20 protein-coding genes and 2 tRNA genes are annotated in these 20,392 nt (G+C 72.0%); 11 read left to right on the forward strand and 11 right to left on the reverse strand.

From position 1 onward, the window contains the following. The first annotated feature begins 220 nt into the window (after nucleotides 1-220). From OG444_RS08510 to OG444_RS08525, 4 genes are all read left to right on the forward strand, one after another. A complete protein-coding gene (locus tag OG444_RS08510) occupies nucleotides 221-2,416 on the forward strand; it encodes an elongation factor G-like protein EF-G2 (RefSeq protein ID WP_327261575.1) in 2,196 nt (731 codons plus the stop codon). Nucleotides 2,417-2,558: 142 nt separating this feature from the next. Beyond that, on the forward strand, nucleotides 2,559-4,223 hold the full coding sequence (locus tag OG444_RS08515) for a hypothetical protein (RefSeq protein ID WP_327261576.1): 1,665 nt from the start codon (nucleotides 2,559-2,561) through the stop codon (nucleotides 4,221-4,223). Between the two features lie 30 nt (nucleotides 4,224-4,253). Next, nucleotides 4,254-4,676, forward strand: coding sequence for a J-domain-containing protein (locus tag OG444_RS08520; protein ID WP_327261577.1), 423 nt, complete (start codon nucleotides 4,254-4,256; stop codon nucleotides 4,674-4,676). 313 nt (nucleotides 4,677-4,989) lie between these two features. Beyond that, nucleotides 4,990-5,775 (forward strand): class I SAM-dependent methyltransferase, encoded by a 786-nt coding sequence (locus tag OG444_RS08525; RefSeq protein ID WP_327261578.1) that lies wholly within the window; start codon nucleotides 4,990-4,992, stop codon nucleotides 5,773-5,775. Here the strand turns inward: OG444_RS08525 and OG444_RS08530 are convergent. From OG444_RS08530 to thrS, 3 genes are all read right to left on the reverse strand, one after another. Beyond that, complete coding sequence (locus OG444_RS08530; protein ID WP_327261579.1) at nucleotides 5,740-6,873, reverse strand: IS630 family transposase; 1,134 nt, start codon at nucleotides 6,871-6,873, stop codon at nucleotides 5,740-5,742. The two genes, OG444_RS08525 and OG444_RS08530, sit on opposite strands and share 36 nt — an antisense overlap. An 83-nt stretch (nucleotides 6,874-6,956) precedes the next feature. Beyond that, nucleotides 6,957-7,517 carry an HIT family protein gene (locus tag OG444_RS08535; RefSeq protein WP_327261580.1) on the reverse strand — a complete coding sequence of 187 codons (561 nt, stop codon included), beginning with the start codon at nucleotides 7,515-7,517 and terminating at the stop codon, nucleotides 6,957-6,959. 116 nt (nucleotides 7,518-7,633) lie between these two features. Then, nucleotides 7,634-9,610, reverse strand: coding sequence for a threonine--tRNA ligase (gene thrS / locus OG444_RS08540; protein ID WP_327261581.1), 1,977 nt, complete (start codon nucleotides 9,608-9,610; stop codon nucleotides 7,634-7,636). A gap of 145 nt (nucleotides 9,611-9,755) precedes the next feature. On the opposite strand from thrS, the gene OG444_RS08545 reads away from it, so the two are divergent. Then, nucleotides 9,756-10,259, forward strand: a complete 504-nt coding sequence (locus OG444_RS08545; protein ID WP_327261582.1) for a GNAT family N-acetyltransferase — start codon at nucleotides 9,756-9,758, stop codon at nucleotides 10,257-10,259. 10 nt (nucleotides 10,260-10,269) lie between these two features. Next, a complete protein-coding gene (locus tag OG444_RS08550; protein ID WP_327261583.1) occupies nucleotides 10,270-10,770 on the forward strand; it encodes a DUF4232 domain-containing protein in 501 nt (166 codons plus the stop codon). A 15-nt stretch (nucleotides 10,771-10,785) separates the two neighbouring features. On the opposite strand, the gene OG444_RS08555 is transcribed toward OG444_RS08550, so the two are convergent. Continuing rightward, on the reverse strand, nucleotides 10,786-11,991 hold the full coding sequence (locus tag OG444_RS08555; RefSeq protein ID WP_327261584.1) for a hypothetical protein: 1,206 nt from the start codon (nucleotides 11,989-11,991) through the stop codon (nucleotides 10,786-10,788). After that, nucleotides 11,991-12,569 (reverse strand): DUF4365 domain-containing protein, encoded by a 579-nt coding sequence (locus OG444_RS08560; RefSeq protein ID WP_327261585.1) that lies wholly within the window; start codon nucleotides 12,567-12,569, stop codon nucleotides 11,991-11,993. The genes OG444_RS08555 and OG444_RS08560 overlap by 1 nt, the downstream gene beginning before the upstream one ends. Before the next feature lie 202 nt (nucleotides 12,570-12,771). Between OG444_RS08560 and OG444_RS08565 the strand changes: the two genes are divergently transcribed. Next, entirely contained in the window at nucleotides 12,772-13,497 is a 726-nt protein-coding gene (locus OG444_RS08565; RefSeq protein WP_327261586.1) for a 3'-5' exonuclease, read from the forward strand. 61 nt (nucleotides 13,498-13,558) lie between these two features. Here OG444_RS08565 and OG444_RS08570 read toward each other — a convergent pair. Further along, nucleotides 13,559-13,630: transfer RNA gene (locus OG444_RS08570), tRNA-Val, on the reverse strand. Nucleotides 13,631-13,781: 151 nt separating this feature from the next. Between OG444_RS08570 and OG444_RS08575 the strand changes: the two genes are divergently transcribed. Then, nucleotides 13,782-16,124: an SCO7613 C-terminal domain-containing membrane protein gene (locus tag OG444_RS08575; RefSeq protein WP_327261587.1), complete on the forward strand. Its 2,343-nt coding sequence runs from the start codon at nucleotides 13,782-13,784 to the stop codon at nucleotides 16,122-16,124. Nucleotides 16,125-16,173: 49 nt separating this feature from the next. Here the strand turns inward: OG444_RS08575 and OG444_RS08580 are convergent. Both OG444_RS08580 and OG444_RS08585 read right to left on the reverse strand, forming a co-directional pair. Further along, nucleotides 16,174-16,245, reverse strand: a tRNA-Val gene (locus tag OG444_RS08580). Nucleotides 16,246-16,291: 46 nt separating this feature from the next. Continuing rightward, nucleotides 16,292-16,774, reverse strand: a complete 483-nt coding sequence (locus OG444_RS08585; protein WP_327261588.1) for a TIGR02611 family protein — start codon at nucleotides 16,772-16,774, stop codon at nucleotides 16,292-16,294. 177 nt (nucleotides 16,775-16,951) lie between these two features. Here OG444_RS08585 and OG444_RS08590 point away from each other — a divergent pair, with 177 nt between their 5' ends. Then, on the forward strand, nucleotides 16,952-17,365 hold the full coding sequence (locus OG444_RS08590) for an SsgA family sporulation/cell division regulator (RefSeq protein ID WP_030011909.1): 414 nt from the start codon (nucleotides 16,952-16,954) through the stop codon (nucleotides 17,363-17,365). 202 nt (nucleotides 17,366-17,567) lie between these two features. Next, nucleotides 17,568-18,188 carry a CGNR zinc finger domain-containing protein gene (locus OG444_RS08595; RefSeq protein WP_327261589.1) on the forward strand — a complete coding sequence of 207 codons (621 nt, stop codon included), beginning with the start codon at nucleotides 17,568-17,570 and terminating at the stop codon, nucleotides 18,186-18,188. Here OG444_RS08595 and OG444_RS08600 read toward each other — a convergent pair. Continuing rightward, nucleotides 18,129-18,290, reverse strand: a complete 162-nt coding sequence (locus tag OG444_RS08600) for a hypothetical protein (RefSeq protein ID WP_327261590.1) — start codon at nucleotides 18,288-18,290, stop codon at nucleotides 18,129-18,131. The two genes, OG444_RS08595 and OG444_RS08600, sit on opposite strands and share 60 nt — an antisense overlap. Nucleotides 18,291-18,391: 101 nt before the next feature. Continuing rightward, entirely contained in the window at nucleotides 18,392-18,859 is a 468-nt protein-coding gene (locus OG444_RS08605; protein ID WP_327261591.1) for a hypothetical protein, read from the reverse strand. 178 nt (nucleotides 18,860-19,037) lie between these two features. Here OG444_RS08605 and OG444_RS08610 point away from each other — a divergent pair, with 178 nt between their 5' ends. Next, nucleotides 19,038-19,532, forward strand: a complete 495-nt coding sequence (locus tag OG444_RS08610) for a DsbA family protein (RefSeq protein ID WP_327261592.1) — start codon at nucleotides 19,038-19,040, stop codon at nucleotides 19,530-19,532. A gap of 5 nt (nucleotides 19,533-19,537) precedes the next feature. Here OG444_RS08610 and OG444_RS08615 read toward each other — a convergent pair whose 3' ends face one another. Then, a complete protein-coding gene (locus OG444_RS08615) occupies nucleotides 19,538-20,362 on the reverse strand; it encodes a GNAT family N-acetyltransferase (protein WP_327261593.1) in 825 nt (274 codons plus the stop codon). Nucleotides 20,363-20,392 lie beyond the last annotated feature (30 nt).

The following is a 20,392-nucleotide window of genomic DNA, read 5'->3' on the forward strand; positions in this document are numbered from 1 at the left end:
CTCCGACGGGCCCCCGATCCGTCCCCGCGGCGCCCTCGGCCCGTGCTGCGCACGCCCTCCCGTACATCCCCGGTACGACGTATGGACGGGATGTGACACCAGTGCAAAGCTCGAAGAATCCCGCATTCCTCCTCCGGGGAGCAGCCGGGAGACCGATCCGGACACCGATCCTCACATCACCCCACCCTCCTCACCGTCACCACCGGGAGGCATGAGAACCATGGGAGCCACATCACACCAAGCCGGAGCCGCCGGCAGGGCACTGACGGCCGACCGCCCCTCTTCCCTCAGGAATGTCGTGCTGGTCGGCCACAGCGGATCCGGCAAGACCACGCTGGTCGAGGCCCTCGCCCTGACCGCGGGAGCGGTCAACCGGGCCGGCCGGGTCGAGGACGGCGCCACCGTCTCCGACTACGACGAGATCGAGCACCGCCGGCAGCGCTCGGTCCAGCTGTCCCTCGTCCCCGTCGAATGGGGCGGAATCAAGATCAATATTTTGGACACCCCCGGGTACGCCGACTTCGTGGGGGAACTCAGGGCCGGTCTGCGCGCCGCGGACGCGGCCCTTTTCGTCGTCTCGGCCTCGGACGGGATCGACGGCGCCACCCGCATGGTCTGGGACGAGTGCGAGGCCGTCGGCATGCCCCGCGCCATCGTCGTGACCCACCTGGAGGCCGCCCGCTCCGACTACACGCAGATGACCACCGTCTGCGGCGAGATCTTCGGCGCCGACGACCCCGACGCCGTCATCCCCCTCTACCTGCCCCTGCACGGCCCGGCCGGTCCCGACGGGCACGCCCCCGTCACCGGCCTGCTCGGCCTGCTCTCGCAGCGCGTCTACGAGTACGCCTCGGGCGAGCGCGTGGAGCGCGACCCCGACCCCGACGAGCTCTCCCTCATCGCCGACGCCCGCGCCCGGCTCATCGAGGGGATCATCGCCGAGAGCGAGGACGAGGGCCTCATGGACCGCTACCTCGGCGGCGAGGAGATCGACCTCAAGACCCTCGTCGACGACCTGGAGCGGGCGGTGGCGCGCGGCACCTTCCACCCCGTCCTGATGGCCGCCCCCGCCGTCGACGGCGCCCGCCAGGGCCTGGGCACCGTGGAACTCCTCGAACTGGTCACCGGCGGCTTCCCCACGCCCCTGGAACGCGCCGCCGTCACCGTCACCCGCCCCGACGGCTCCGCCCGGCCCGCCGTCACCTGCGACCCCGACGGCTCCCTCGTCGCCGAGGTCGTCAAGACCTCCTCCGACCCCTACGTCGGCCGCGTCTCCCTCGTACGCGTCTTCTCCGGCACCCTGAAGGCCGAGGACACCGTCCACGTCAGCGGGCACGGCCTCGCCGACCGCGGGCACGAGGACCACGATGTCGACGAGCGGGTGGGGTCCCTCTCCTCCCCCTTCGGCAAACAGCAGCGCGTCCTGACCCGGTGCATCGCCGGCGACCTCGCCTGCGTCGCCAAGCTCACCCGCGCGGAGACAGGCGACACCCTCTCCGCCAAGGACGATCCGCTCCTCATGGAGCCCTGGACCATGCCGGACCCGCTGCTCCCCCTCGCCATCGAGGCCCACAGCAAGGCCGACGAGGACAAGCTCTCGCAGGGCCTGGCCCGGCTCGTCGCCGAGGACCCCACCATGCGGCTGGAGCAGAACCCGCACACCCACCAGGTCGTCCTGTGGTGCCTCGGCGAGGCCCACCAGGACGTGGCGCTGGAGCGGCTGCGCACCCGCTACGGGGTCCAGGTCGACCCGGTCCCGCACAAGGTGAGCCTGCGCGAGACCTTCGGCGCCAAGGCCACCGGGCGCGGCCGGCACGTCAAACAGTCCGGTGGTCACGGCCAGTTCGCCATCTGCGAGATCGAGGTGGAGCCGCTCCCGCCCGGCAGCGGCATCGAGTTCGTCGACAAGGTGGTCGGGGGCGCCGTGCCCCGGCAGTTCATCCCGTCCGTGGAGAAGGGCGTACGTGCGCAGGCCGCTCGCGGGGTCGCCGCCGGATACCCGCTGGTCGACGTGCGCGTCACCCTCCGCGACGGCAAGGCGCACTCGGTGGACTCCTCCGACGCCGCCTTCCAGACGGCCGGCGCCCTCGCGCTGCGCGAGGCCGCCGCCGAGGCCCGCATCGACCTGCTCGAACCGGTCGCCGAGCTCGCCGTCCTCGTTCCCGACGAGTACGTCGGCCCGGTCATGAGCGACCTCGCGGGCCGTCGCGGCCGTGTCGTCGGCACCGACCAGGCGGGCCCCGGGCGCACGCGGGTGCGCGCCGAGATCCCCGAGATCGAGATCGGCCGCTACGCCGTCGAGCTGCGCTCCGTCTCGCACGGCACGGGCCGCTTCGCCCGCGCGTACGCCCGCCACGAGCCGATGCCGCCGCAGATCGCGGAAAAGGTGCGCGAACAGAACGGAAAGGGAAGTTAGTTGTCGTAGAACCGGGTTCGGCCGCCCACCCAACCAGCTTGCGGTGGGCGGCATTTCCCTGTCCCATGACCATGGGGCGAGATCCGCCGATAGGCTCATCGGCGCACCAAAAGAGCACGAACGCACAGCGATGGGGGCAGCGGTGGCGGACGACGGATTCGACTTCAGGCCCGGAGCGCAGGTCCCGCTGCAGGGTGGCGGGGGGCAGACGGCGGCGACCAACGCCCTCGCCTCGGCCGCGTACCGCGACGGCGGCAAGGACAGCAAGCTCGAGAAGATAATCACCGCCAACAGCGAGAACCACCCCGCGACGGTCAAGCCCCCGAAGATCTCCCTCTTCGAGCCCAGCCTGGGCGAGGCCTTCTGCCGCGCCGTGGAGGCACGGACGCTCGGGGCGGACCGCAAGCCGCTCATCCAGTCCTTCGGCGCCGATCCGCAGACGGTGGTGGAGCACTGTCTGGCCGCCTCGCACATCCGCAAGGAGCGCGACCGCCGACTCCGGCTGATCATGCTGGTCTGCGGTGTGCTGTTCCTGCCCGGGCTGCTGCTGTGGCTGGGCCTGTTCCAGCTGCGCAAGAGCCTCGCCTCCGAGGAGGGCCGGAGCTCGTGGCTGGGCACCGTACTCCTCGTCGGCGTCGCCGTCGTGGTGGCCGTCCTGATGTTCCGGCTGCCGCTGACCGGCTTCCTCGGCCTGTACGCCCGCGCCATGATCATCGCCCCGGCCCTGGGCTGGCTGCTCGCCCGCCGTACCTGCGAGGCCACCGCCAGGGACCTGCGCTCCCGCTGGGACGGGCTGCTGGCGGGCGGCGGGGTCGGCGCCAAGATCCCGGAGGCCGTGCCCGGCAACCCCGACGAGAAGGCCCGCGAGGACCTGCGCCACCAGCTCGCCAAGCTGACCGCGGAGGACCGCAGCAACCAGGTCTTCTACGCGGGCCCCAAGGGCATCCTCGGCATGGGGACCCGGTGGGGCAGCTGGCAGATGGCCGAGGAACTGGCTCCCAGGAGCGAGGGCATGGAGATCCACCCCTTCCGCAGCTGGGACGTCGTACGCGCGATCGACTCCCAGCTCCGCAAGCTGGAGCGGGGACCGCTGCACACCGGCGGCTTCCCGCCCGCCGCGATCCAGCACTGGATCGTCACCCCGATCGGCGAGGGCGCCGCCGAGGTGGCACGCCCCACCGGCGAGAACGTGGACGCCTTCCTCATCAAGCCGCACGAGATCACCCGGATCTGCAACGAGCAGCAGTTCAGCGCCGGCAACCGGCACTACCTGGGCATCCAGTACCCGCTCTGGGACGGCCAGCTGGTCATCAACATGCTGGTCACGGTCACCGTGCTGTACAAAACGCTGCGCGTGGACGTCACCGCGCACGCGCTGGGCCCCGTACACGGGCTGTTCACGACCAAGTCCGCGGCCCCGACCGTGGAAGTGCCCAAGAGCATCCGCTTCTGGGAGACGGTCGAGCGGCCGCTGCCGCTGGTGGACGTGCAGGAGGTGGTGCGCCTCGCGGTGCGTGCCCCGCTGACCTGGTACCCGCCGCTCCTCGACTACTTCGGCGGCAAGCTGGTCCTGCCCGAGCCCTTCGGCCTGCGTCACGTCTGGGCGAGCTCGATGTGGCGCCACCGGTTCATGGCGGACGACGCCCTGCGCACGGTGGCCCCGGTCCTTCGGTCGATCCACGCGGCGACCTTCAAGGTGCTGGAGGAGAACGGCGTCGACACCGACCGCTTCACCAACCGCTCCTCGATCATGAGCGGGCTCATCCAGGAGCCCGCTCCGCGCAAGGCCGACGTCTACGACGCGTAGCTAGGCTGGAGGGGCGGCCGAGGAGGGACCATGACCGAGCGCAAACCACCGGGTGTCAGCTTCGAGTCCTTCGTGGACCGGCAGATCCGGCAGGCCACCGAACGCGGTGACTTCGAGAGCCTGCCCGGCTACGGCAAGCCGCTGGCCTACCTCGACGCGCCCTACGACGAGCTGTGGTGGATCAAGGGCAAGTTGCACCGTGAGGGCTTCGCCGTCCTGCCTCCGGCGCTCGCGCTGCGCAAGGAGGCGGAGGACGCCCGGGAGAAGGTCCGCGGGGCCCGCACCGAACGCCAGGTGCGGGACGTCCTCACGGAGATCAACGAGAAGATCCGCGCGGCCCTGCGCATGCCCCCGCCGGGCCCGCCCCTGGGACTGACCGAGTTCGACGTCGAGGCCGAGCTGGAGGACTGGCGCCGGACGCGCAGGGACGGGCCCCGGCAGGATCCGGCCTGATCCGGCCCCTTCTGACTCGATCCGGCCAGATCGTCGAGCAGCTTCTACGACACCTAGTGCCGCATCAGACAACGTTCGCCCTGTATTACCGCTGGGAAACTCCTCGAAATAGTCTCCCCGACGCGGCCGAGGATGGTCCCTTTCTGGCCTCTGGTGGGTGCTTGGGGGGACACGGGGTCGGGGTCTGGAGGGGTTCCTTCCCTGCCTTCTCCGGGGGCCGTAGCAGCCCACTCCAGCCGTCGTCATATGCCGTCTGACCTGGCCTTTCATGCCCGTCGTTCCTATCATCGGTCTCGGTCGAAAGGGGGGCCGGATGGACCGGACCGTACGCACTGTCGAGGACGTTCTCGCGCTCTTGGACGGGCTCTTCGCATCTGAATCCGAGGCCGGCCGCTTGGCGACGGGCGACGGCAAGGGCTTCTGGGACCGCTTCTATGCCGACCGGTCAAGGCCGGTCCCGTTCTTCGTGTCTAAGCCGGACGAGAACCTGGCCGCCTATCTCGACCAGGGCCTGATCGCTCCCGGTCGGGTCCTGGACCTGGGGTGCGGGCCGGGCCGGAATGCTCTGTACCTCGCATCGCGCGGCTTCGAGGTGGACGCCGTCGACCTCTCTCCCGTTGCCGTCGCCTGGAGCCAGGACCGGGCCCACGCGGCTGGAGTCGACATCCGCTTCCTGTGCGGTGACGCTTTCGCCCTCCCCGTCACCGAGTTGAGCGGCCCGTACGACCTGGTCGTCGACTCAGGGTGCTTCCACCACCTACCGCCGCACCGCCGCGTCAGCTACCTGGCCCTCCTCGACCGCGTCCTCGCACCTGGCGGCCATCTCGCACTCACCTGCTTCGCCGCCGGCGAGGCGGGAACGGGGTCGGAACTCGCCGACGCGGACCTCTACCGTGAACGCGAACTGCAAGGCGGCCTCGCCTACACACCCGAATCGCTGCGCTGGATCTTCTCTGACCTGGTAGAGGTCGAACTGCGCCGCATGCGCGAGGAACCGCCCGAGTCAGCACTGTTCGGCGTGACGTTCCTGTGGACCGCATTGTTCCGTCGGGGTGCGGCTGCGTCAGGCGACGTTCGCCCTGTTCACGATCCCGCGTAGGCGCTCGTCCTGGACATGCTTGTTCCGCCAGATGATGTAGCGGCGGATCATGCTGCCCTGCTCCTTGTGACTGGCGTGGTCGGTGCCGTCGAGGCTGAAGTAGCGCAGGGCGGTGAACTGGGCCTCGATGCGGTTCAGCCACGAGGAGTTGGTCGGGGTGTAGGCGATCTCGACGTTGTTGGCCTCGGCCCAGTCCGCGACCCGGCGGCACCGCTTCGTGGTCAGATGCGGTGAGTAGTTGTCGCACACGATCGCGATGCGCTTCCCGATGGGGTGCAGGGAGCGCAGGTAGCGGCAGAACTCCAGGAACTTGGAGCGGTTCTTGGTCTTCTTGATGTGGCCGTAGAACTGGTCCTTGCCCAGGTCGTAGGCAGCGAACAGATGCCGGACGCCGTGCGGGCGGGTGTAGGTGGCCCGACGGCGTGGCCGTGGCTCCCGCTCAGGATCCTTGCCCTTACCGCCACGCTCGGCCCACTGGCACCCGGGGTGGGGCTGGAGGTTGAGCGGGCCGAACTCATCCATGCAGAAAATGATCTCGGGCTCGCCCTGCTCGGGGACGACCTCGCCGTCGGCGATCGCGTAGAGATGCTCGACCCGGGCCTTCTTCGCCTCGTAGTCGGGGTCGTTCGAGGCCTTCCAGGTCTTCACGCGTTGAAAGGAGACGCCCTCCTCGCGGAGCAGGACACGAAGGCCCTCGTGGCTGATGTCGTCGACCACCCCCTCGGCGACCAGGAAGTCCGCCAGCTTGACCAGGCTCCACGTCGAGAACGGCAGGCCGTGCTCGGCCGGCTTCGACTTTGCGATCTTCTTGATCTCGCGGCGCTCGGGCAGCGTGAAGATTCGGGGCCGGCCGCCCTTGTACTTCGGGTAGAGCGAGTCGAAACCGTCGGCATTGAAGTTGTGCAGGACGTCGCGGACCCGATCCGGGCTGGTGAACGTCACCGTCGCGACCTTGGCGGCGGACATCCCCTGCGCGGACAACAGCACCAACTGGGCACGCCGCCAGGTCACCACCGAACCGGTGCCCCGGCGGAATATCCGCAGCAGCCTCCGGCCTTCATCGTCGTCGATCTCCCGCACCCGCACCCGTTCGGCCACCTGGACAGGATGGCCGACGCGCGCCGTCCGGGCCGGTACCCGGACGGCGCGTCACAACGGGGCGAACGTTGTCTGATGCGGCACTAGTCGTTCGGCCAGGCGTCGGCCAGCATCTGGCGGGTGTCCGCGAGGAGTTGGGGCAGCACCTTGGTATGACCCACGACCGGCATGAAGTTCGTGTCCCCGCCCCAGCGGGGCACGATGTGCTGGTGCAGGTGCGCGGCGATGCCTGCGCCGGCGGCCGCGCCCTGGTTCATGCCGATGTTGAATCCGTGCGCACCCGAGGCCTTGCGCAGCGCGATCATGGCCCGTTTGGTGAGGTCGGCCAGCTCGGCCGTCTCCAGCGCGTCGAGCTCCGTGTAGTCCGCGACGTGCCGGTACGGGACCACCATCAGGTGGCCGCCGTTGTACGGGTAGAGGTTCAGCACGGCGTACACGTGCCGGCCCCGCGCGACGACCAGGCCGTCCTGGTCCGACATCTCCGGAATCCCGCAGAAGGGACAGCCGTCCCCGGCCTCCGGGCCGGTCGGCTTGTTCTCCCCTTGGATGTAGGCCATCCGGTGGGGCGTCCACAGACGCTGGAACGCGTCCTGCGTGCCCACACCGATCTGCTGCTCCGGCTGAGTCGTCATGGCGGCAAGCATATGACCTTGGCTTCGGGTACGAGGAAGGCCCCCGGGAAGTGATCACTTCCCGGGGGCCTTCCCGTGCCGGACGAGCCGGATCAGGCGGTCCGGAGCCGGTCCGGACGCTTCGTGCCTCAGACCTGGACGCGGTCCGCGACGACCTTGGCCAGCTTGGCCAGCGCCTCGTCCTTGGCGATGCCGTTCTCCTGCGAACCGTCGCGGTAGCGGAAGGAGACCGTGCCCGCGGCCATGTCCTCGTCGCCGACGATGATCATGAACGGCACCTTGAGCTTCTGGTGGTTGCGGATCTTCTTCTGCATGCGGTCGGAGGAGGCGTCCACCTCGACCCGCAGGCCCTGCTTCTTCGCCGCCGCGGCGAACTCCTGCAGGTACTCGACGTGCCCGTCGCCGATCGGGATGCCGACCGCCTGGACCGGGGCGAGCCACGGCGGCATGGCGCCCGCGTAGTGCTCCAGCAGCACGGCGAAGAACCGCTCGATCGAACCGAACAGCGCACGGTGGATCATGACCGGGCGCTGACGCGAGCCGTCCGGCGCGGTGTACTCGAGGTTGAAGCGCTCCGGCAGGTTGAAGTCCAGCTGCACGGTCGACATCTGCCAGGTACGGCCGATGGCGTCCTTGCACTGGACCGAGATCTTCGGACCGTAGAAGGCGGCGCCGCCCGGGTCCGGGACCAGCGGGAGGCCCTGCTTCTCGGCGACCTGCGCGAGGACCGCGGTCGCCTCCTCCCAGGCCTCGTCCGAGCCGACGAACTTCTCCGGGTCCTTGGTGGACAGCTCCAGGTAGAAGTCGGTCAGGCCGTAGTCGCGCAGCAGGTTGAGCACGAAGGTGAGGGTCGTGTCGAGCTCCTCCGCCATCTGCTCGCGGGTGCAGTAGATGTGCGCGTCGTCCTGGGTGAAGCCGCGGGCGCGGGTCAGGCCGTGGACCACACCGGACTTCTCGTACCGGTACACGGTGCCGAACTCGAAGAGGCGCAGCGGCAGTTCGCGGTAGGAGCGGCCGCGCGCGTCGAAGATCAGGTTGTGCATCGGGCAGTTCATGGGCTTGAGGTAGTAGTCGGTACCACCGTCGAGCTGCATGGGGGGGTACATGCCCTCCGCGTACCAGTCCAGGTGGCCGCTCTTCTCGAAGAGGGCGCCCTTGGTGGCGTGCGGGGAGTAGACGAACTCGTAGCCCTCCTCCTCGTGCCGCTTGCGCGAGTAGTCCTCCATGGTCCGGCGGATGATGCCGCCGCGCGGGTGGAAGACGGCGAGGCCGGAGCCGATCTCGTCGGGGATGGAGAAGAGGTCGAGCTCGTTGCCGAGCTTGCGGTGGTCGCGCTTCTCGGCCTCGGCGAGGAAGTCGAGGTGGGCCTTCAGCTCTTCCTTGGACGGCCACGCGGTGCCGTAGATGCGCTGGAGCATCGGGTTCTTCTCGCTGCCGCGCCAGTAGGCGGCCGCGTTGCGCATGAGCTTGAAGGCCGGGATGTTCCGGGTGGTGGGCAGGTGGGGACCGCGGCAGAGGTCCTTCCAGCACAGGTCGCCGGTCTTCGCGTCCAGGTTGTCGTAGATGGTCAGCTCGCCGCCGCCCACCTCGACGTTCGCACCGTCGTCGGTGGACGCCGAGCCCTTGATGCCGATGAGCTCCAGCTTGTACGGCTCGTCGGCCAGCTCCTCGCGGGCCGCCTCGTCGGTGACGACGCGGCGGGAGAAGCGCTGGCCGCGCTTCTGGATCTCCTGCATCTTCTTCTCGATGGCCTTCAGGTCCTCCGGGGTGAAGGGCCGGGCCACGTCGAAGTCGTAGTAGAAGCCGTTCTGGACCGGCGGGCCGATGCCCAGCTTGGCCTCGGGGAACAGCTCCTGCACGGCCTGCGCCATGACGTGCGCGGTCGAGTGGCGCAGGATGTTCAGGCCGTCCTCGGAGGAGATCTCCACCGGTTCGACGGTCTCGCCGTCCTGCACCTCGTACGCGAGGTCCTTGAGCTCGCCCGCGATGCGCGCGGCGACGATGGTGCGCTCGCCGGCGAAGAGCTCCGCCGCCGTAGTGCCCGTGGCCACCACGCGCTCGTCCCGCTCGGAATCGCGTTGGATGATCACACGGACGTCTGACACCGGTCTCTCCTGACTCAGGGGGTGCGCGGGCGAACGCCGCGCGCCTGAATCGTACCGAGCGGAGTGGCTGCGCCGCTAAACGGTTACCGGTGGGGTCCGGGCAGCGGGGCCGGGGGCGGCCCGCCGACGCGTAACGTGGCCCGCCATGCAGATACGCGCGCTGGACCTCACCGACGATGCCACCGCGGCGGCCGTGCACCGGATCGGGCGGGCCGCGTACACGGTGGAGGCCGGCCTCATCGGCTTCGACGGCATCCCGGCCCTGGGTGAGAGCCTCGCCGAAATGCGGGGCCGCGCTCTGCACTGGCTCGGCGCGTTCTCCGGGGACGGCACGCTCGACGGCTTCCTCGCCTGGGAGGAGGAGGCCGCTGTCGTCTCCATCGACCGGCTGTGCGTGGACCCCGGGCGGTTCCGGCGGGGGGTCGGCTCGATGCTGCTGCGCCATGTCCTGGTGGAGATGTTCCCCGGACGGGCCGTCGAGGTCACGACCGGCGCCGCCAACGCTCCCGCGGTGACCCTCTACGAACGGCTGGGCCTCACCCGCGGCCCGGACTTCTCCCCCGTGCCGGGGCTGACCATGGCCGCCTTCGGCCGGGCCGCCGCGAACGCCGCGTGCGATGGTGGAAGGGGATCTTCCGACCGGGTGTGAGGTGACTCCTGTGGGACTGACCAGGAACGCGGCCGCCCTGGGCGCCGCGACGGCCGTGCTGGCGGGCGGACTGCTCTTCGGCGCCACCGCCACGGCGGCGCCCGCTGCGGCGTGCAGCGGAGAGCAGCTCTCGGCGACCGGCGCGGACCGGACGGACTCCACACGGGTGCGGTTCACGGTGGTCAACGAGGGGCCGGCGTGCGAGCTGCGCGGCTTCCCGACGGTGGCCCTCGCGGGCCAGGGCTCACCGGAACGGAACGCGCCGCTGCGCGTCGTCCCCCGGGGCGAGGCCCGGCCGGTGCTGCTGGCCGCGGGCGGATCCGCCTCGACGCTCCTGACCTTCACCCCGGTCCTCGGCGAGGCGGACGGCTACTGCGCCTCCGGGGCCGATCCGACCGTCGCCCCCTCGCTGGTGGTGGGCGTAGCGGGCACGGGCTTCCAGGTGGCCCCGTCCGACGGCGGCGAATTCGCCCTCTGCGGCACCACAGTCCGGGCCACCGCCTTCCGCTAGGCGGTCCCTTTCGTTTCAGTCGTCCGAGGGCAGGACGTCCTCGGGGTCGAAGGACGCGTCCAGCGACTTCATCAGCCGGTCCCGCTCGACCTCGTCCAGCGGGACCGGTGTCACGTCCGCCGCGTCGGCGAGCCGCCGGAATCCGCCCCGGCGTTGCAGCCGGCCGGTGACTCGGACCGGCAGGCCCACCAGGTGGGCGTGGCCCGCGATGCGGTACGACTCCTCGTCGAGCGCCGCCCGGACGTACGGGACCTCCGCCCCGGCCAGCACCCGCAGCCGAACCGTTCCCCCTCCCCCGGCGGCCTTTCGCCGCATCCGCACCACGGCCCCCGCGAGCCGGACCGGTACGGCGGGTTCCGCGCGTGTGTAGCGGGCCGCGGCCTCCCGCAGGACGGGGAGGTCGCCCGGTGAGAACTCCACCGGCTCGGGGCGGGCCGCGCAGCCCGCCGGGACCCCCGCCGCGGGTGCCCAGGCCAGCGCGATCCGGGCTCCTTCCGAGCCCCGGACCAGGGCGACGAGTGCCTCGGCGAGTTCCCGGCTGACGCCGGCGGCCACCGCCGCGTCGAAGGCCTCCATGCCGCCGGTGGCCCGCTGGTAGTCCACCGCCTCACGGGTCGCGTGCAGGGCGTGGTGCAGTCGGGTCACGGGTCCCCGGCCGCCGTCCACGGGGACGTACGCGGTCAGCCGTCGCCCGCCCGGGGAGGGTCCGACCAGGACCCCGTCCAGGGTGCGCTCGGCCTGCGCCTGGTGCCGGGCCCCGTAGTAGCCGGCCCGGGCCCGGTCGGCGAGGGCGGCCGCGAGAAGCAGCCGGCGGGCGGCGGAGCGCAGCTGTTCCTGTACGGGCCAGGCGGCCTCGCCCCGGAAGCCGTAGGGCCCTTCGGGTATCTCCCGCTCCCAGCGGATCTCGTCGCTGGGCACGCTCAGCCCGAGGAGCACCTCGCGCGCCGAGGGCAGCCCGCCGTGGGCCAGGGCGGTGAGCGCCTCCTCCAGGAGGTCCGTGCAGTCGGGGAAGGTGCGGCTCTCGGGGACGAGCAGGCTGGTGCCGGAGCGCCCGGGCGGGCTCCAGCGCCCGTACCTGCCGGCCGCGCCGCCCCGGCGCAGCCACCCGTGCCGGTGCAGCAGCGCCCCCAGGACCTGCGGGTCGACGTGTGCGGGATCGGGGCCGCCCGGGGTGTACGGCGGGGACGGGAGCGGTTGGAGGTGCGGTGAGTGCAGGTTCATCAGGGTGTCCCTCCCGACCCGACCCGGGTCATGATCTCGCACAGCGCCCGGTCGTCGAAGATCCGCGTGGTGGGGATCCGTACGGTGGTGCGGCGCCGGCCGGTCACGGGGTGTCCGGCGAGGTTGGTCCAGTAGCAGCAGTGCCTCAGGTCGAGCCGGTCGTGCCCGGCGGCGAGCCACTGGTCGCGCTCCCTCGGTACGAGCATCACGACGAGGATCTTGTGGACGGTGACGGGCGTCCGGGCCAGCTTCACCAGGTGCTCGTTGTCGAGGGTGAAGCCGAAGGTGGCCCCGGCCGGCCGGGGCGGTATCTGGTAGGTCGCCTTGAGCTGCACCTTGATGGTGACCTCGTCGTCGACGACGTGTTCCGGTGCCCCGTGCGAGACGTGCCAGTCGATGCCGTTGTCGGGGAAGGGCTGGGAGAGCGAGCACCCCGCGGCGGCCGCGACGGCGTGCAGGTATCCCACCTGGAGGGTCTCCATGCAGGCGGTGGTGGCGAGCGTGCCGCGCAGGGAGCCGGTCCGCGGACCCGTCCCCTCCTGCAGCACCCCGCTCGGTTCGGGCTGTGTGAGCGCCATGGCCGGCTCCCCATGCCTTGCGGGCTCTGCCGCGAGCGGTGCTGGGTGACGACCGGTCATGCGTACGGTCCCCCAAAGAAGTTGTCTCCGTACCCGGCTGCCCGCAAACGGCGTACGGGGCAAACAGCCCGGGTATCACCGATGCGGCGGGGGTGGTGTGTTCAGGAAGCGCCACCAGCCGCTCGGGGACGAGGAGTTCGCCATGACACGCTGGTACGAGGGCCCGCTGGCCGCATTCGACACGGAGACCACCGGGGTGGACGTCGAGCAGGACCGGATCGTGTCCGCCGCGCTCGTCGTCCAGGAGTGTGCGGGCGGCCGGGTCCGCACCACGCGGTGGCTGGTCAATCCCGGTGTGCCGGTGCCGCCGGGCGCCACGGAAGTGCACGGGCTGACCGACGAGCACCTGCAGCGCCACGGGCGCTGGCCGGCACCGGTGGTGGAGGAGATAGCCCGGGCGCTCGGGGAGCAGCAGGTGGCGGGCCGTCCGGTGGTGGTGATGAACGCTCCGTTCGACCTGACGCTGCTGGACCGGGAGTTGCGCCGGCACCGGGCGTCGTCGCTGTCGCGGTATCTGGACAACCGGCCGCTGACGGTGCTGGATCCGCGGGTGCTGGACAAGCATCTGGACCGGTACCGCAAGGGCCGCCGGACGCTGACGGACCTGTGCGCGCACTACGGCATCGAGTTGGAGGGCGCGCACGACGCGGCGGCGGACGCGATGGCCTCACTGGAGCTCGTACGGGCGGTGGGGCGGCGGTTCGCGGCCCGGCTGGAGCGCCTGTCGCCCGCCGAGCTGCACACGCTGCAGGCCGTGTGGCACGCGGCGCAGGCGCGCGGTCTGCAGGCGTGGTTCGCGCGCCAGGGGACGCCCGAGCCGGTGGATCCGCACTGGCCGCTGCGGCCGGACCTGTCGACCGCAGCGTAGGACGACACGGGCCCGGACATGCGGAAGGCCGGTCCGTCTGTGACGGACCGGCCTGTCCCGGTGGGCGATACTGGGATCGAACCAGTGACCCCTTCGGTGTGAACGAAGTGCTCTCCCGCTGAGCTAATCGCCCGGGAACGGACTGAACAATACAGAAGGCTCGGGGCTGGTTCAAACCGCTTCCCCGGCGGGGGACCGCCGGGCGCAGCTCACGTACCTACTCAGGGCACATCTGAGTACGCACACCCATGTCCTGACTGCGTGACCGGCGCCACACTCCCCATATGAACACCCCTATGCCGCCCGCCGAAGAGCTGGCGCTCATCGACCGCGAGCTGGCTCAACTCGATGCCCGGCGGCTCTATTTGCTGGGCCGCCGGGACTGGCTGCTGCGCCTGTTGCAGCAGGCCGGGCCCGCGCCCGCCCCGGTCCGCTGGGGCCCCGCCGCGTCCTCCGCACCCACCACCGGGCCGGCGAAGGACGCCTCGGCCCCGAGCGCGCAGAACGTGCTGCTCGTCCTGGGCGCCGTGCTGCTGGCCGTCGCCGCGCTCGCGTTCACGCTGGTCAGCTGGGGGTCCATGGGGATCGCCGGGCGCTCGGCGGTACTGGTCGTCGTGACGGCGGCGGCGCTGGGCGCGCCCGTGCTGCTGCTGCGCCGCGGGCTGCGGTCGACGGCGGAGTCGGTCGCCGCGGTCGGCCTGCTGCTGACGGTGCTCGACGCGTACGCGCTGTACGCGGTCGGCATGCCGGAGCTCGACGGCACCGGCTACGCGGCCGGGGCGGCGGCCGTGCTGGCGGCGGCCTGGGCCGGGTACGGCGCGGGCCTGCGCAAGCTGCGGCTCCCGTTGCCGGCGGCGCTGCTGGCGGCGCAGTTCCCGCTGCCGCTGGCGGCGCTGGCCGGTCAGCCGGGGCCGCTGGAGCTCGGCTGGGCGCTGCTGGCGACGGCGGCACTGGATGCGGCGCTCGCGCTGCGGGTGAAGGCGGCGGCGGTTCCGGCGGCCGTCATGGGCGCGGGTGCGCTGCTGATCGGCGTGGCGCGGTCGTGGTCGGCCGATTCGGCGGCGCAGGCGGTGGCCCCCGCGGCGCTGCTGCTGGCGGGCGCGGCCCTCGCGGTGGCGGTGGCCTGGCGTGAGCCGCGCGCCTCGGCCGGGGCGCTGGTGGGCGGCCTGGCGTCGGTGGTCGCTCTGGGCGGGCCGGCCCGGCCGGGCCTGGACCCGGCCTGGGTGGTGCTGGTGCACCTGCTGCTGGCGCTGCCGCTGCTGGCGGCGGTACGGGCCTCCGCGCTCCCGGCGGCGGTCCGGCGCGGGCTCGCCCGGGGCGGCGCAGTGGCGGCGTCCGTGGCGGCGCTGGCGGCGGGTTCCGCGGTGGCTCTGACGCTGCCGGCCCGGGTGCGGGTGCTGGCCGAGGTCTGGGCGTCGACGACCCCGGACCGGGAACCGTACGGGCCGGGGGCGGCGGTCACTCTGACCCTGCTGATCTCCGCGGGTGCGGCCTGGTGGCTGTCGCGGGCGCTGTCGCGGCCGGAGCCGTTGGTGGTGGCGGTGGTCCTGGCGTGGGCGGGGCTGTTCACGGCTCCGGAGCTGCTCGGGTTCCCGGTGGCGGCGGTGTTCGCCGCGCAGCTCGTGGTGACGGGTGCGGCGGGGCTCCTGGCCCTGCGCTCGCCGGTGCTCGGGGCCCGGATCGCGGCGGCGGTGTGCGCGGCGGCCGGGGCCGCGAACGTGTCCCTGGGCGCGCTGGACGGCCGGGCGGCGACCTTCGCTGTGTGGGGGCTGCTCGGTGCGGGCTGTGCGGCGGGAGCGGCGTACGGGGCGGCTCCGCGGGCCGTCCGGGCCGGGGCGGCCGTGTGCGCGGTCGGATACGCCACGGGCGTGCTGGTGGCCGCGGGCGCGGTGACGGACCTGGCGGTGGTGTGGTGGTCCCTCCCGGTGCTCGCGGTGCCGGCGCTGGTGGCGGCGCTCGGACCGCGGCTGGGTGAGGTGCGGCTGCCGGCCGAGATCGCGGCGGGTGCGGCGGGCGGGCTGGCGGTGGCCCTGTCGGCCGGGCTGCCGGGCACGCTGGCGCTGGTGCTCGCGCTGGCCGGGGTGATCTGTGCGGGGGCCGCGGTACGGCCGGAACGGCGGGTTCTGGGCTGGGCCGCGGGTGCGCTGTTCGCGGCGGCGACCTGGGTGCGGCTGGCCGAGGCCGGGGTCACCGCGCCGGAGGCCTACACGCTGCCGGTGACGGTGCCGGCCCTCGTGGTGGGTCTCCTGCGGCGGCGCCGGGACCCGCAGGCCTCGTCCTGGGCGGCGTACGGCCCGGGGCTGGCGGCGACCCTGGTGCCGAGCCTGCTGGTGGCCCTGGAGGACCGGAACTGGGTGCGCCCGCTGCTGCTGGGGCTGGCCGCGCTGGCCCTGACCCTGATCGGCGCCCAGCGGCGGCTGCAGGCCCCGCTGCTGCTGGGCGGCGCGGTGCTGGCGGTGGTGGCGGTGCACGAGCTCGCCCCGTACGTGGTCCAGGTCGCGGGTGCGCTCCCGCGCTGGGTGCTGCCGGCCCTGGCGGGTCTGCTGCTGCTGGCGGTGGGGGCGACGTACGAGCGGCGGCTGCGGGACGCCCGCCGCCTGCGGGACGCGATCGGCCGGCTGCGGTGAAACGCCGGAGGCCCGGAGACTGTGAAAGTCTCCGGGCCTCGGGTCCGGGTGGGCGATACTGGGTTCGAACCAGTGACCCCTTCGGTGTGAACGAAGTGCTCTCCCACTGAGCTAATCGCCCGGACGCACCGCAAACATTACCGCATGTCAGCGGTGCTCCTTGACCATCACTGGTCCTTGAGGCTCCAGGGCAGGACGAGCCCGTACTTCCACAGGTAGAAGCCGATCAGCGCGCCCGCGATGACGAGGCCCACGCTGGTCAGGATGATGTTGCGGCGGCGGACCTTCGGGTCGAGCGCCTTCTGCGCGGCCTCGGTGACCTTCCGCTTCGTCCAGCGCAGCACGAGGTGCGCCCAGGCGAACTCGGTGGCCCAGATCGCCAGGCCCGCGAAGATCGCGACCCAGCCGGGGCCGGGCAGCACGAGCATCGCGACACCGGCGCCGATCACTGCGAGGCCGACGATGAAGACGCCGACCTGCCAGCTCAGGTGCAGGCTCCTGCTCCGCTTGATGAAGGCCGGGGCCTTCGATACGTGCGGCGTCTCCTCGGACGCCTCGGCGGCTGCTTCCGCGCCGGATCCCGTGGCGGGTCCCGTGGTGGATTCGTCGGCGGCGGACTCGTGCGTCCCGCGGTCACTCCCCGTATTCATGAGTCCGAATCTACCGGAGCTCGATGCACACGTGAATGCAGGTTTGGATCCGCCGTCCGAGGGACCCAGAGGTCCGCAAAACGGTCAGAGGGGTTTACAACGGCACCGTAGGTGGCATGTCGATTTCGCCGACGTGCGAATCCCCGAGCGCACACTGAGCGAAAGGCCCTGGCGCTTATGAACACCACGGTCAGCTGCGAGCTGCACCTGCGCCTCGTTGTGTCGAGCGAGTCCTCACTGCCTGTTCCCGCGGGCCTGCGGTATGACACGGCCGACCCCTACGCCGTGCACGCCACCTTCCACACCGGCGCCGAGGAGACGGTCGAATGGGTATTCGCCCGCGACCTCCTCGCGGAGGGTCTCCACCGGCCCACCGGTACCGGCGACGTCCGCGTCTGGCCGTCCCGCAGCCACGGTCAGGGCGTCGTCTGCATCGCCCTGAGCTCACCGGAGGGAGAAGCACTGCTCGAAGCACCCGCCCGAGCACTCGAGTCGTTCCTCAAGCGGACGGACGCCGCGGTCCCACCCGGGACCGAGCACCGGCACTTCGACCTCGACAAGGAGCTCTCCCACATCCTGGCCGAAAGCTGAGCCAGGCCTACAGCCGCTCGACACCGTCCGACTCGGGGCGACGGTGCAGTGCGGCCGACAACCACATACGGCAGTGCCGGCGCTGTTCCCGCGGAAGCCATCCGCGAGGACGGCGCCGGTGTGCTGCGACGGGACCCGCTATTGTCGGGCGGCAGCGGCGGCGCCTCCCGTCGCCGCAGGCCCGGCCCCCTAGGGAGACCCCGTGCAGATCCCCCACGACACCCGTCGCGCGCTCGACGTCGTCGTCGCGCTGGTGAACACCGCGGCCGAGTCGGACCAGCCCGACGGGCTCTCGGACATCGGCGCCCTGCGCGGATTCGTCCAGGAATACTCGATCAGCGACGTCGGCGAGCTCAGCGCCCGCGACCTGGCCGGCGTGCGTACCGTGCGCAGCAAGTTCGCCCAGGTCTTCGCCTCACCGAACCCGCGTGCGGCCTCCATACTGATCAACGAGCTCGTGGCCACGGCCGGCACCACGCCGCAGCTGACCGACCACGACGGCTACGACTGGCACGTGCACTACTTCGCGCCGGGCGCGTCGGTGGGGGACCACCTGGCGGCCGACGGCGGCATGGCCCTGGCCTTCATCGTGGTCTCCGGCGAACAGGAACGGCTGCGCCGCTGCGAGGCGCCGGACTGCCGGCGGGCCTTCGTGGACCTGTCCCGCAACCGCTCCCGGCGCTACTGCGACAGCCGGACCTGCGGGAACCGGCTGCACGTGGCGGCGTACCGGGCCCGGCGCAAGGAGGCCGACGCGGAGGCGTCAGAGCAGGTAGAGATCGTGCACGGCGGCGAGCAGCAGCAGGATGCCGATCACCGCTAGGAAGATCATCAGGGGCGGTTGGGAGAGCGCGAAGAGGCAGCCCCGCGGCTCCTCCACCACTGGGGCGGGTACCGGCGGCTCACCGTGCGATGTCTCGAACATGTCGGGCCGATGATGGCGCAGCGCGCCGATCACCGCCCTTCAACACGCCAACATCCGCGCGGCAGTTCGCCCGATCTTGTGGACGAGTGGCGTTCCGCGGGTCAGATCCCGTGCTTCTTGAGGATGGCCTCGATGTCGGAGAAGTCGTCCGCGGGGGCGGCGGACTGCGGCGCCGGGCCGGTGCGGGCGGCGCCGGATCCCAGCGACGGCGCGGAGGCCACCGGGGCCACGGCCCCGGTGGCCGGGCGGCCCTTGACCTTCTTCGCGGGCCCGGCGGGCCCGGCGGCCTCGGCGGGGTCCCCGGAAGCGGCCGGACTGCGGCGCTCGATGGCACGGGTGGTCATGAACAGCACCCATGACAGCCCGAGCAGCCCGAAGCCGGCCCACACCACCGGGTCGAAGACCATCCCGGACACCCAGTCCACGAAGCCGGTCATCACCAGGGCGACCGGCACGAGCGCGTACGCGGTGATCCGCACGGCGGCCAGGAAGCGCTTGCGGTAGGCGGTCACCGCGGCGAGGCCCAGGCCCGCCGCTGACACCGCGGAGCAAATGGTCTCGGCAAGCATGCGGTCCTCCGGACTCTCGGCGGGGCTCGGCGATCTGTCCCTATCCATCCTGCACCGGCCGCAGCCGCAGCGGCCAGGTCCGCAGCCGCTCCCGGGCGGATCTCCGGGACATCTCCGGGTCGCGCCTCCTCCCTGGGTCCCGGTCGGTGGGCCCGGCGGGGGCTGGGAGACTGTCCGTATGACCGATTCCGTGATCCTCGACGTCTGGTGCGAACTGCAGTGCCCGGACTGCCACCGCGCCCTGGACGACGTACGCGCCCTGCGGGCCCGCTACGGCGACCGGCTGGACATCCGGCTGCGCCACTTCCCCCTGGAGAAGCACAAGCACTCCTTCGCCGCGGCGCAGGCCGCCGAGGAGGCGGTCGAGCAGGGACTGGGCTGGCCCTATGCGGAGGCCGTGCTGGAGCGCACCGCGGAGCTGGCCGAGCGCGGCGAGCCGGTGCTGCTGGATGTGGCGCGTGAACTGGGCCTCGACGTCGAGGAGTTCGACACCGCCCTGATCGACGGGCGGCACATCCTGATCGTCGACGCCGACCAGGCCGAGGGCAAGGCGATCGGCGTGACCGGCACCCCGACGTACGTGATCGACGGACAGCGTCTCGACGGCGGCAAGAGCCAGGACGGCCTGCGCGCCCGCATCGAGGAGATCGCGGACCGCCTGCTGGCGGCCTGACGAATCTAGATCAGGTCCTTGGCGTAGTTGAAGTCGGTGGGGCGGTAGCCGAGGGACCGGTAGAGCCGCAGGGCCGGGGTGTTGCCGGTGAAGACCTGGAGCGCCAGCAGGCGGTGGCCCTCGGCCAGGGCCGCGCGTTCGGCGAGCAGCATCAGGTGGCGGCCGTGCCCGCGGCCGCGGTGCTCGGCCGCCACCTCGATGTCGTAGATGTACGAGCCCTCCCCGCGCGGCGCGAGCCACACGTGGCCGACGGGCACCCCGGCCGCCTCCAGCACGACGAAGGTGGCTCCCGGGCTCGCCAGGCCCCGGGGCAGCTGGCTCTCGTGGTCCGCGACGGACTTGGCGTGCGCGGCCTCGGCGGACATGCCGCGGCTGCTCCAGTTCGCGGCGTAGGCCTCGATGGCCCCGGCGTGCCAGACCTCGTACTCGGCATCGGTCATGGGCCTGCCGTGCACCCCCTCGGGGAGGGCGGGCGGCTCGGCGGGCAGGCCCTTGGCCATGTTCCGGCTGTACTCGGTGTACCCGAGGGCCTCGGCCATGCGCAGGCCGCCTTCCGAGTCGGCCGGAACGGAGATGCGGACCCGGCGGCAGCCCCAGCCGCGCAGCACTTCCTCGGCGGCGAGCGCGGCCACGGTGGCCCTCCCCCGCCGCCGGTCGCCCGTTTCGACGGCGAGGTCGCGGATCTCCCCGACCGTGGGCCCGAAGGGGGTGTCGGAGGCGATCAGCAGGGCGCCGACCCGCCTGCTGTTGACCCGGATCTCGTACGGGCGCGAGCGCGCGCCGTCCGCCGTCTGCTGGATCGGCCCGGACGGCCGCAGGGTGGTGGTCATCCCCCGAGTTCTACCCGTCCCGGGGCCGTC

The organism is Streptomyces sp. NBC_01232, from assembly GCF_035989885.1.
Taxonomy (GTDB): Bacteria; Actinomycetota; Actinomycetes; order Streptomycetales; family Streptomycetaceae; genus Streptomyces.

Coding starts and splice junctions, on each gene's coding strand:
- OG444_RS08600 (WP_327261590.1), bottom strand. CDS start 18,290: ATGTTCGAGACATCGCACGGTGAGCCGCCGGTACCCGCCCCAGTGGTG.
- OG444_RS08560 (WP_327261585.1), bottom strand. CDS start 12,569: ATGGCGCTCACACAGCCCGAACCGAGCGGGGTGCTGCAGGAGGGGACG.
- OG444_RS08520 (WP_327261577.1), top strand. CDS start 4,254: ATGACCGAGCGCAAACCACCGGGTGTCAGCTTCGAGTCCTTCGTGGAC.
- OG444_RS08585 (WP_327261588.1), bottom strand. CDS start 16,774: ATGAATACGGGGAGTGACCGCGGGACGCACGAGTCCGCCGCCGACGAA.
- OG444_RS08510 (WP_327261575.1), top strand. CDS start 221: ATGGGAGCCACATCACACCAAGCCGGAGCCGCCGGCAGGGCACTGACG.
- OG444_RS08590 (WP_030011909.1), top strand. CDS start 16,952: ATGAACACCACGGTCAGCTGCGAGCTGCACCTGCGCCTCGTTGTGTCG.
- OG444_RS08525 (WP_327261578.1), top strand. CDS start 4,990: ATGGACCGGACCGTACGCACTGTCGAGGACGTTCTCGCGCTCTTGGAC.
- OG444_RS08535 (WP_327261580.1), bottom strand. CDS start 7,517: ATGCTTGCCGCCATGACGACTCAGCCGGAGCAGCAGATCGGTGTGGGC.
- OG444_RS08610 (WP_327261592.1), top strand. CDS start 19,038: ATGACCGATTCCGTGATCCTCGACGTCTGGTGCGAACTGCAGTGCCCG.
- OG444_RS08545 (WP_327261582.1), top strand. CDS start 9,756: ATGCAGATACGCGCGCTGGACCTCACCGACGATGCCACCGCGGCGGCC.
- OG444_RS08605 (WP_327261591.1), bottom strand. CDS start 18,859: ATGCTTGCCGAGACCATTTGCTCCGCGGTGTCAGCGGCGGGCCTGGGC.
- OG444_RS08565 (WP_327261586.1), top strand. CDS start 12,772: ATGACACGCTGGTACGAGGGCCCGCTGGCCGCATTCGACACGGAGACC.
- OG444_RS08575 (WP_327261587.1), top strand. CDS start 13,782: ATGAACACCCCTATGCCGCCCGCCGAAGAGCTGGCGCTCATCGACCGC.
- OG444_RS08615 (WP_327261593.1), bottom strand. CDS start 20,362: ATGACCACCACCCTGCGGCCGTCCGGGCCGATCCAGCAGACGGCGGAC.
- OG444_RS08555 (WP_327261584.1), bottom strand. CDS start 11,991: ATGAACCTGCACTCACCGCACCTCCAACCGCTCCCGTCCCCGCCGTAC.